The organism is Alistipes sp. CAG:268, from assembly GCA_000434235.1.
In the GTDB taxonomy this organism is placed as follows: domain Bacteria; phylum Bacteroidota; class Bacteroidia; order Bacteroidales; family Rikenellaceae; genus Alistipes; species Alistipes avistercoris.
Genome location: FR892006.1, coordinates 979 through 10,827, shown reverse-complemented (window position 1 = coordinate 10,827; position 9,849 = coordinate 979). Strand labels below are relative to the sequence as shown.

Here is a 9,849-nt window from a genome sequence, read left to right as displayed (position 1 = left end):
CCGATCCGGGTGCGGCCGCCTTTCACTTGAAAGGCCGGCAGCCGTCAGTCGGCCTTGCGGTAAGAAGAGCGTTCGAAATATTCGTAGCCCGGTTCGCTGTAACGCATCTCGATAACCAGTTCCGTGGAGGAGAGGGTACGGATCGTCGCACCGATGGTCTCACCGTCGGAGGTCACATAGATTCTGTTGCCCTGAATGCGCCACGTGCCACTGTCTCCCGTTGTGCCCGAAGACCCCTCCACATATGTTCCGTCGGTGTTGAAAATCACATAGTCACCGGCCATCTCGGACGGGCCGTAGTTCCACTCGTAGGGCTCTTCACCCTCCTCCTTTTCATAGCCGGAGAAGGAGGTGGCCTCCCAGCGGCCGTAAATCAGCGATATGTCGCCGATCTTGTCGTCGTTGCACGAAGGAAGGCACCATACGCAGGCCACAGCAACGCACGCACAGAGCACGCTCCGCCGGAGCGCACGCATCCAATTGTTCAAATGTTTCATAACGTTATGCTTGATTGTTGGGTTAAATGGATCTGCAAAACGGGAAACGGCCCGTCCGTCACAAGGCGGGCCATGCAGCAGAGAGACATGCACGCGGCCGGGTTGCGGCCGGGCATGCAGCGGCTCACTTGAGCGGCGAATCGGGCTCGCGGGCCATCACCAGGTAGAACATCCGATCGAGGAAGGCCGGGGCGAATTTCTTGACGAAGTGCGTGGCACGTCCCTCGATCTCCATCAGGCAGAGCCGCTTGCGGCGCAGGATGCCCTTCGCCACGATCCGCGCCACCTGCTCGGCGGTCATCATCTTCGACTCGTCGCGCGGCGTCTCGCCCTGCTGCGATCCGTCGGCCGTGAGGGCCGAGAAGCGGACGTTCGAAGCCGTGAATCCCGGACAGGCGATCATCACGTGCAGCCCCTTCTTGAGGTTCTCGATGCGCAGCGTCTCGAGAAAGCCCGTCATGGCGTACTTCGAGGCCGAGTAGCCCGTGCGCCCGGGAAGCCCATGCAGGCCGGCTACGGACGAGATGCCGACGATCGAGCCCTTCGACTGCTGCAGGTAGGGCAAGGCATACTTGCAGCAGTTCACCGTGCCCCAGAAATTGACGTCCATCAGGCGGTGCAGCACCTCGAGGTCCACATCGTCGAACAATGCGCGCATCGAGATGCCGGCATTGCAGATCAGCACGTCGATGCGGCCGAACTCGCGCACGGCCGTCTCGATGAGTTCGCGGCACTCCTCGGGTTTGGTGACATCCACGCCACAGTAGGCGGCCTGCCCGCCGTGTGTGCGGATGCCGCCCGCAACCAGCTGCAGTTTCTGCACGCTCCGCGCCCCGAGCACCACCCGGGCGCCCTGTGCGGCATATTCGCGGGCCATGGCCTCGCCGATGCCCGACGAGGCGCCCGTGATGACGATTACCTTATCTTTCAGTGTTTTCATATCCATCGTTTATTTCAAGTTCCAACGTATCGCAGGCCATGTGCACGTGCGGCGGGAGCGTCGGCTCGGTCACGGCCTGCAGCCCGATGTCGTGCGACATGTGGGTGAGGTAGGCCTCGCGGGGCGCCACACGGCGAATCAGCTCCAGCGCCTCGGCCACATTGAAGTGCGAGTAGTGCGGAGCGAAGCGCAGGGCATTGACCACAAGCACCTCGACGCCGGCGAGTTTCTCCACCTCACTCTCCTCGATGGTCTTGAAGTCGGTCAGGTAGGCCAGCGGACCGATGCGGTAGCCCGTCACGGCAAAACGCTCGGAGGCGCCCGCCCCGGCAAACCGCTCGGGGTGGCGGCCCGCCACAGGGACGATCTCCACCCCCTTCACGGAGAAGGGGCATGCGGGATCGATCTCGTGCAGTTCGATCTCGGGGACACCCCGGTACTTGTCCTGCGCAAAGGCGTAGTCGAAATCCTTGCGCACGCAGGCCGCCGTGCGCGGCGTGGCGTAGATGCCCACCTTGTGAATGGCCTCGGGATAATCGACGAAGTTGAAGGCCCTTACGTCGTCCAGGCCGCCGATGTGGTCCTTGTGCTCGTGCGTGAGAAGGATGGCGTCGATGTGCCGCACCCCGGTGCGGAGCATCTGGTAGCGGAAGTCGGGACCTGCGTCGATCACCAGCCGCACGCCCCGCGTCTCGACCATCGCCGAGGTGCGCAGCCGCCGGTCGCGCCGGTCGTCGGACATGCAGACGGCGCAGCGGCACCCGATGACGGGCACGCCCTGCGAGGTTCCGGTTCCCAGAAAGGTGAGTTTCATGCGGCAAATATACGAAAAAAGTCGTGCCGGCGGCACGCTTCAGCGACGGATGCGCCCCGGTTCGTAGCGCGCCAGGTACTCGTCCACGCACTGGAGCCCCTTCGGGGTCGCGATGCCGCGGAAAAAGGTGCTGATGATCTGCACGAAGGCCTCGCGTTCGGAGATTCCCGAGGGAAGGACCAGCTCGCGGCGCATGACCAGCGCCGAGATGGTGCAGTAGAGCGCCCCGATGGCCAGGTCGGGATTGAACCGTTCGAAGAACAGCCCCTCGCCGATGCCCTGCTGCAGCATCTTCCGCAGGTCGGCCGCATTGCGCTCCATCCCCTCGTGCCTCAGCCGTTCGTGGAGCGCCGGGTAGAAGCGCCGGAGGCTCTCCATCAGCCGTCCGGTCTGCTCCGAGCGGTCCATCATGTCGCCCAGAACCATGAACAGCTCCTCGAGCACATTGCCCGCGCCGGCGCTCTGCTGCCTCCAGTGCTCGCGGTTCTGCTCGAAATAGCGCAGCATCACCCGGTAGAGCAGGTTCTCCTTGTCCTCGAACATGTCGTAGAGCACGCGCTTCGAGACGCCCGCCAGCCGGGCGAGATCTTCCATGCGCACGGACTTGATGCCTTGCGTGACGAACAGGCGCAGGGCCTGTTCGACGATACGTTCCTGAGGGGTCATGATGGGATGATGGGCTTTACAGAACAAATATAGCAAAGAAAATCCATACGGCAAAGCCCGTGCCCGATTTTCGGCCGGAAGGCGGCGGAACGAAAAGACCCGGACGCCTGCCGGCTGTCCGGGTCCCGTAGGATCGATCCGCTGCGGCGTCAGGCCGTGGCGTTCTCGAGTTTCTTCATGATCGAGAAGATGAAGAGCGCCGAGAGCAGGCAGAGTACGATCAGCACGCTCCATACCATCCAGAGCGCCATGCCGCTGCCCCAGAGGTAACCGATGAGCGACGTGGCGTAGTTGCCGACGGCCGTGGCGGCGAACCAGCAGCCCATCATCATGCCCTTGTACTTCGGGGGAGCCACCTTCGACACGAACGAGATACCCATCGGCGAGAGCAGCAGCTCGGCGAACGTCAGCACGAGGTAGGTCGAGATCAGCCAGTTCTGCGAGACGAACGTGTCGCTGGAACCGGCAGCCTTCACCTCGGCGGGCGACATCAGCCCGAACGAGCCGATCGTGAGGATCAGGAAGCCCAGGGCGGCGATGATCATGCCCATGCCGATCTTGCGCGGAGCCGAGGGCTCCTTGCCCTTGCGGGCCAGCGAGGCGAAGAGGGCCACCGACAGCGGCGTGAGGGCCACGACATAGAAGGGGTTGAACTGCTGGAAGACCTGCGGCAGGATGTGTACCGGATCGGGCGTGACGGTATAGCGGTAGTAGAGTGCCACGACGGCCGCGATGACGGCGATGCCGCCGATGAGCTTGCCGCGGCCCTTCTCAGCCTGGAACATGCCGACCAGACCGTAAACGCCGACCAGAACCAGCAGGAGGTTGAAGATGTCGAAGAACATGCGCGTGAAGCCCGTGGCCTCGGGGGTCGTGTAGTCGCGGGCGAAGAAGGTCATCGTCGAGCCGTTCTGGTGGAAGGCCATCCAGAAGAAGATCACCACGGCGAAGACGAGCATGAGGGCCGTGATGCGCGACTTGGTCTGCGCGGGCGTCAGCTCGACCTGTGCGGCGGCTCCCGAAGCGGCCTGCTGCTTGGCCGTGACGTCGGCATGCTTGAAGGTCTTGCGGAAGGCGACGTAGATGATGTAGGAGATGATGAGCGAGATGCACGCTACGGCAAAGCCCATGTTGTAGGCCGAGGAGAGCTTCTCGATGTAGTGCGAAGCGAACGTCCCCAGGTCGGCGGCATTGCCCCCGACGGCCGTAGCCAGGCGCTGCAGCTCGGCGAGCGGCTCGGCCGGCATGTTGGCGCCTGCCTCAAGGTACTGGTGGGCCAGCGCCGGAATCTGGCCGTTGTAGGTCAGGCCGTCCTGAGCCAGGAAGTGGTTGGTGATCCAGGTAGCCATCGAGGGGGCGAACATCGCACCGATGTTGATGGCCATGTAGAAGATCGAGAAGGCGCTGTCGCGCTTGGCCGAATAGGCCGGATCGTCGTAGAGGTTGCCGACCATCACCTGGAGGTTACCCTTGAACAGACCCGTGCCGCATGCGATGAGCGCCAGTGCGGCGAACATCAGCGCCTGGGCCCCGAAGCCCGTCCCGGTGGGGATCGACAGCAGGGCGTATCCGCCGAACATCACGAAGATGCCGAGCGTCACCATCTTCCCGAATCCGAACTTGTCGGCCAGGATACCGCCGAAGAACGGCATGAAATAGACCGCGGCGAGGAAAATGCCGTAAATCTGGGTCGTTACCGCCTCCGTATAGCCGAACTTGGCCTGCAGGAAGAGCGTGAAGATCGCAAGCATGGTATAGTAGCCGAAACGCTCGCCCGTGTTGGCCAGCGAAAGGGCGTACAAACCTTTGGGTTGTCCTTTGAACATACAGCTTTAAGGGTTTAAAATTAAGTTTGCTGACAAAGATAACAATATTTTTCATATATTTGTCTAAAACCGACCTCAGTTATGGAAAAAACAACCGAAATACTCCCGATCGTCGAACGGGACGAATGGCTGCGTCCGGTGGCCGACGCCATCGCCTGCCGTCACCGGCGCTACCTCAACAAACTCGAGGCCATCGAGCACAGCGCCGGATCGCTCGTCGATTACGCCAACGGTTACCGCTACTTCGGCTGGCAGTGGGACGAGACGCTCGACGGCTGGTGGTTCCGCGAATGGCTCCCCGGGGCGCACGACGTCTATATCTTCGGCGACTTCAACAACTGGCAGCGCACCGAGATCCGCATGCACCGCGATTCGGCGGGCGTCTGGAGCGCCTTCTTCCCCGCGGCGATGTACCGCGACCGCCTCACCCACGGCTCGCTCTACAAGATCCACGTCCACGGCGACAACGGCTGGATGGACCGCATCCCGGCCTATGCCACGCGCGTGGTGCAGGACGACACGACGAAGGACTACACGGCCCAGTTCTGGGCCCCGGCCGAGCCGTTCGACTGGCGCGGCGACGCATTCGACGCCTCGCAGGGAGGCAGCCTGCTGATCTACGAGGCCCACGTGGGCATGGCCCAGGAGCGCGAAGGGGTGGGCACCTACCGCGAATTCACCGAGAAGATCCTGCCCATTATAAAAAAGGACGGCTACAACGCCGTGCAGCTGATGGCCATCGCCGAGCACCCCTACTACGGCTCGTTCGGCTACCACGTCTCGAGCTTCTTCGCCCCCTCGTCGCGCTTCGGAACCCCCGAGGAGCTCAAGGAGCTCATCCGCCGGGCCCACGAACTGGGGCTGGCGGTCATCATGGACCTCGTGCACGCCCACTACGTGAAGAACCTCAACGAGGGGATCAACGAACTTGACGGCACGGACCACCTCTACTCGCGCCCGGGCGAGGCCGGCAACCAGCCCTACTGGGACTCGAAGCTCTTCGACTACGGCAAGGGCGAGGTGCAGCACTTCCTGCTCTCGAACGTCAAGTACTGGCTCGACGAGTTCCACTTCGACGGGTTCCGCTTCGACGGCGTCACCTCGATGCTCTACCACCATCACGGCTACGTCACCTTCGACTGCCGCGAACGCTACTTCGACGCCGGCGTGAACGAGGATGCCATCGACTACCTGACGCTGGCCAACCGCCTCGTGCACGACTTCCGCCCCTCGGCCGTGACGATCGCCGAGGACGTGAGCGGCATGCCCGGCATGTGCTTCCCGGCGGCCGACGGGGGCATCGGCTTCGACTACCGCCTCGGCATGGCGATCCCCGACTACTGGATCAAGCTGCTCAAGGAGGTGCCCGACGAGGAGTGGAACATCTGGGAGATGTGGTCGGTGATGACCAACCGCCTGCCCGAAGTGAAGACCGTAGCCTACGCCGAGTCGCACGACCAGGCGCTTGTGGGCGACAAGACCATCGCCTTCCGCCTGATGGACAAGGAGATGTACTTCCACATGGACCGCGCCTCCCAAAACCTCATCATCGACCGCGGCATGGCCCTGCACAAGATGATCCGCCTGATGACGATCTCGACCGGCGGGCAGGCCTACCTCAACTTCATGGGCAACGAGTTCGGACACCCCGAGTGGATCGACTTCCCGCGCGAGGGCAACGGCTGGAGCTACGCCCACGCCCGGCGGCAGTGGTCGCTCGCCCGCAACGGACTGCTGCGTTACTCGTGGCTCGGCGACTTCGACCGGGCGATGATCCGCCTGATCCGCAAATACAGGGTCCTCGAGGACGGCTACGCCTGGAACCTGCTGATGGACGAGCAGAACAAGACGATGGTCTTCTCGCACGGGCGTCTGCTCTTCGTCTTCAACTGGCACCCCACGGCCTCGATCCCCGACTACGAGCTCCCGGTCCAGGGTCCGGGCAAATACGTGCCGATCCTCTCGACCGACGAGGCCCGTTTCGGCGGCCAGGAGCGCCAGACGATGGACTCCGCGCACTTCTCGTTCGATGTCGAGGACAGCGAAGGGAACAAATATCCGCGCATCCGGATCTACAACACCTCGCGGACGGCGACCGTCTACCTGCGCAAGCGCTGACCGCCGCACCGGATGGCGGCACAGGCCCCGCAACCATACGGAAAACTCCGGCAACGGTTTGACCGTTGCCGGAGTTTTCGTTTCGTTATTGCAGCCACACTTCATTGCAGCCGCAGCCGGCCGCATCGCAACCGCGAAGATCGCCGCAACCGGAGGACCGTCACTTCGCGCCGCAGCCCTTCACCGACTCGATGCGGGCAACCGCCCCGGCCACACGGCCGTAAAGCTCCTCCAGATCGAGGCCGGGGATGCGCCGGTCCTCGACGACGATGCGGCCATCGACCATCACCGTCTCGACGTCGGCGGCCTTGCCGCAATAGACCAGATTCGACACCACGTCGTGCAGCGGCTGCAAATGGGGTTTGCGCAGGTCCACGATGATGAGGTCGGCCAATGCCCCTTCGCGGAGCACGCCCAGCTCCCCCTCGGCGCAACCCATCGCGCGGGCGCAGTTGGCCGTCGCCAGCCGCAGGGTCTCCCACGCCGGCAGCGCACACGGATCGCCCGTCGCCGACTTCTGGAGGAAAGCCGCCGTGCGCAGCTCCTCCCACATGTCCAGGTCGTTGTTCGAGCAGGGTCCGTCGGTGGCCACGGTCACCGTCACCCCGGCGCGCAGCATCTGCGCCACGGGAGCCACACCGCTCGATATCTTCATGTTGCTCTGCGGATTGTGCGATACGGTCACGCCGCTTCGGGCGAGCGTCGCCACATCGCCGTCGGTCACATGGACACAATGGGCCAGGATCGTCTTCGGCCCGAGCAGCCCCAGGCTGTCGAGGTGCTCGACCGGAGTCCGCCCGAAGCGCTCGCGGACGATGCGCACCTCGTCGCGGGTCTCGGCCGCATGGGTCATCAGCATCAGCCCGTACCGCTCGGCCAGTTCGCGGCCGCGCACAAGGTTTTCGGGCGAGACCGTATAGGGTGCATGGGGCGCCACGGCGATGCGCACGCGCGACGAAGCTGCGGCCCGGCGCACGGCCTCGCCGACCTGCCCGGCCACTTCGTCGAAGTTGCTGTCGAAGTAGTTGCAGCCGAGCAAGGCCCGGATGCCGAGGCGTTCGGCCACCTCGACGCAGCGGTCCTGGAAATAGTACATGTCCACGAACGAGGTCACGCCGCCGAGCAGCATCTCGACGATGCCGAGCTCCATGCCCAGCGCCACCTCATCGGGGGTCTGGCACGCCTCAAAGGGCCAAATGTGGTCGTTGAGCCACCGCATGAGCGGAATGTCGTCGGCATAGCTGCGTTGGAGCGTCATGGCCGCATGGCAGTGGGTATTGACCAGTCCCGGCATGACCAGCCGGCCCCGGCAGTCGATCTCGCGCAGGCCGGGGTGTGCGGCGCGGAACTGCGCCACGGCCCCCTCGTCCGAGGTCACCAGCGCGATCCGGTTGCCCGCGACGCCCACCGATCCGGTGAACGTCCGTGCGCCCTCCCCGCACATGGGGAGCAGCGTCGCATTTGAAAAGAGTGTCGCCATAGGTCATTTCTTGATTTTCGTCCGTCCGCCCCGCGTCTTCACCTTCACTGCATTCTCGTCGATCGAGTTACCCTGCACGGTGACGACGTCGCGGCCATCGACCGAGTTCGAGTAGATCTGGATCACCTTGTTGAAGGCGCCGGGTTCGCTCTTGTGCGGCTGGTAGGTGATGCGCACGACGCCCGAATCGCCGGGCGCCACGGGGCGCTTCGAGAAGTCGGCCTTCAGGCACGAGCACGAGATGATGACGCGCAGCAGCACCAGGGGCTCGGTCCCGTCGTTCGTGAAGCGGAACTCGTGCACCAGGTCGCCGCCCTTGCGGGGCACGTCGCCGAAGTCGTAGGTCGCGTCCTCGAACGCGAGGTGCGCCCCGTCCGTCTGCCCGTCTCCGGCAGCGGAGGCCGTCGTCAGCGACAGCGCGGCAATAAGCGTAAACAGGAGTGTTTTCATCGTAATTCGGGTTAGCATCATTCCATGCGGAATATGTAGGTGATCGTTCCGCCCTGCACGGCGGCCCGGCTCTCCGTGAAACGGGCCTTGCGCGCGGCGGCGATGGCCGCCTCAACCAGACGGGGGTCGCTCTCCGTGGAGCCCTTCGGCTCGAACGAGGCGCCCGTCACGCGGCCCGAGGCATCGACCGTCACGCGGATAACGACCTTGCCGCTGCGGTTGCCCGGGTAGTCGGGTTTGGGCAGCGCGCCGACCAGGCCGCGCCCCTTGAGCCCCTGGTCCAACTGGTCGAGTCCGTCGGGATTGAGCCCGGGGCCCTTGCCGGAGGCCTTGTCCTCGCCCTCCGGAGCCCGCGGATTGCCCGCATTGTCGGGCTCATCGACGCCGCCCTTGTTCATCTTGAAGAGCGCCCGCGGATTGGGCGTCTGGGTCACCTCGTCCTTGCCGGCCGCCTGTGCCGTCTGCTCGACCGGAGCGGTCTCGTCGTGCACGCGCGGCTCCGCAGCCGGCCTGACCCGCGGCCGCGGAGGCTCGGGGGCCGGCGGCTCGGTGAAGTCCACGAGGATCGTGTCACCCGGCTTCTCGAGCGCGGGCGAAAAGTCGAACGACACCACGGCGAACGACACCGCAAGCACGAGGGCATAGGCCCCCGCCGCGATCGCCGCCCACCTGCGGGGCTGCCGGTCATTCGGATCATAGTAATACATAGGCGTCAAAGTTCTGCCCGCCCCCGGGGCCGGATCACCTCGGGGTCGTGGCTAAGATTAACTTGTAGTTGTTGTCCTTGGCGATGTTCATCACCTTGACCACCTCATCGACGGCCACCGTCTTGTCGCAATGGAGCGACACGGTGGGCTCCTGCTGTCCGTCGAGGCGCTCCTTGAGCGCACGCTCCACGCCGTCGATCGAGCCCACCTCCTTCATCTCCACATAATAGCGGTACTTGCCGTTGCGGCTGTCCTGCACCGAGACGGTCGTCATCGCCTTGTCCTTGAGCTGGTTCGAGCTCTTCGGGAGCATCAGCTTCAGGGCGTTGGGGTTGATGAGCGTCGTGGCGA

At 64.1% G+C, this 9,849-nt stretch carries 10 protein-coding genes; 1 reads left to right on the top strand and 9 read right to left on the bottom strand.

The annotated features are described in order from the left end of the window. Nucleotides 1-44: 44 nt before the first annotated feature. The 5 genes from QZL63_RS07485 to QZL63_RS07465 all read right to left on the bottom strand — a co-directional run bounded on the left by QZL63_RS07485 (nucleotide 45) and on the right by QZL63_RS07465 (nucleotide 4,743). The gene (locus QZL63_RS07485) at nucleotides 45-497 is read right to left on the bottom strand and encodes a lipocalin family protein (protein ID WP_022308702.1); all 453 of its coding nucleotides are present in this window, start codon (nucleotides 495-497) and stop codon (nucleotides 45-47) included. A gap of 124 nt (nucleotides 498-621) precedes the next feature. Next, nucleotides 622-1,437, bottom strand: coding sequence for an SDR family oxidoreductase (locus QZL63_RS07480; protein ID WP_290586410.1), 816 nt, complete (start codon nucleotides 1,435-1,437; stop codon nucleotides 622-624). Continuing rightward, on the bottom strand, nucleotides 1,418-2,251 hold the full coding sequence (locus QZL63_RS07475; RefSeq protein WP_022308700.1) for an MBL fold metallo-hydrolase: 834 nt from the start codon (nucleotides 2,249-2,251) through the stop codon (nucleotides 1,418-1,420). Before QZL63_RS07475 ends, QZL63_RS07480 begins: the two co-directional genes overlap by 20 nt. 39 nt (nucleotides 2,252-2,290) lie before the next feature. Continuing rightward, nucleotides 2,291-2,917 (bottom strand): TetR/AcrR family transcriptional regulator, encoded by a 627-nt coding sequence (locus QZL63_RS07470; RefSeq protein WP_022308699.1) that lies wholly within the window; start codon nucleotides 2,915-2,917, stop codon nucleotides 2,291-2,293. A gap of 149 nt (nucleotides 2,918-3,066) precedes the next feature. Further along, the gene (locus QZL63_RS07465) at nucleotides 3,067-4,743 is read right to left on the bottom strand and encodes a peptide MFS transporter (RefSeq protein WP_022308698.1); all 1,677 of its coding nucleotides are present in this window, start codon (nucleotides 4,741-4,743) and stop codon (nucleotides 3,067-3,069) included. Nucleotides 4,744-4,824: 81 nt separating this feature from the next. On the opposite strand from QZL63_RS07465, the gene QZL63_RS07460 reads away from it, so the two are divergent. Further along, nucleotides 4,825-6,861: an alpha-amylase family glycosyl hydrolase gene (locus tag QZL63_RS07460; protein WP_022308697.1), complete on the top strand. Its 2,037-nt coding sequence runs from the start codon at nucleotides 4,825-4,827 to the stop codon at nucleotides 6,859-6,861. A gap of 160 nt (nucleotides 6,862-7,021) precedes the next feature. On the opposite strand, the gene QZL63_RS07455 is transcribed toward QZL63_RS07460, so the two are convergent. The 4 genes from QZL63_RS07455 to QZL63_RS07440 all read right to left on the bottom strand — a co-directional run. Next, nucleotides 7,022-8,341, bottom strand: a complete 1,320-nt coding sequence (locus QZL63_RS07455; protein ID WP_022308696.1) for an amidohydrolase — start codon at nucleotides 8,339-8,341, stop codon at nucleotides 7,022-7,024. A 3-nt stretch (nucleotides 8,342-8,344) separates the two neighbouring features. Further along, nucleotides 8,345-8,791, bottom strand: coding sequence for a DUF1573 domain-containing protein (locus QZL63_RS07450; RefSeq protein ID WP_022308695.1), 447 nt, complete (start codon nucleotides 8,789-8,791; stop codon nucleotides 8,345-8,347). Between the two features lie 17 nt (nucleotides 8,792-8,808). Then, nucleotides 8,809-9,498, bottom strand: a complete 690-nt coding sequence (locus QZL63_RS07445; protein WP_022308694.1) for a TonB family protein — start codon at nucleotides 9,496-9,498, stop codon at nucleotides 8,809-8,811. Nucleotides 9,499-9,532: 34 nt separating this feature from the next. Beyond that, nucleotides 9,533-9,849: ExbD/TolR family protein (locus QZL63_RS07440; RefSeq protein WP_290586406.1), on the bottom strand; the 317-nt coding region annotated here is incomplete at its 5' end.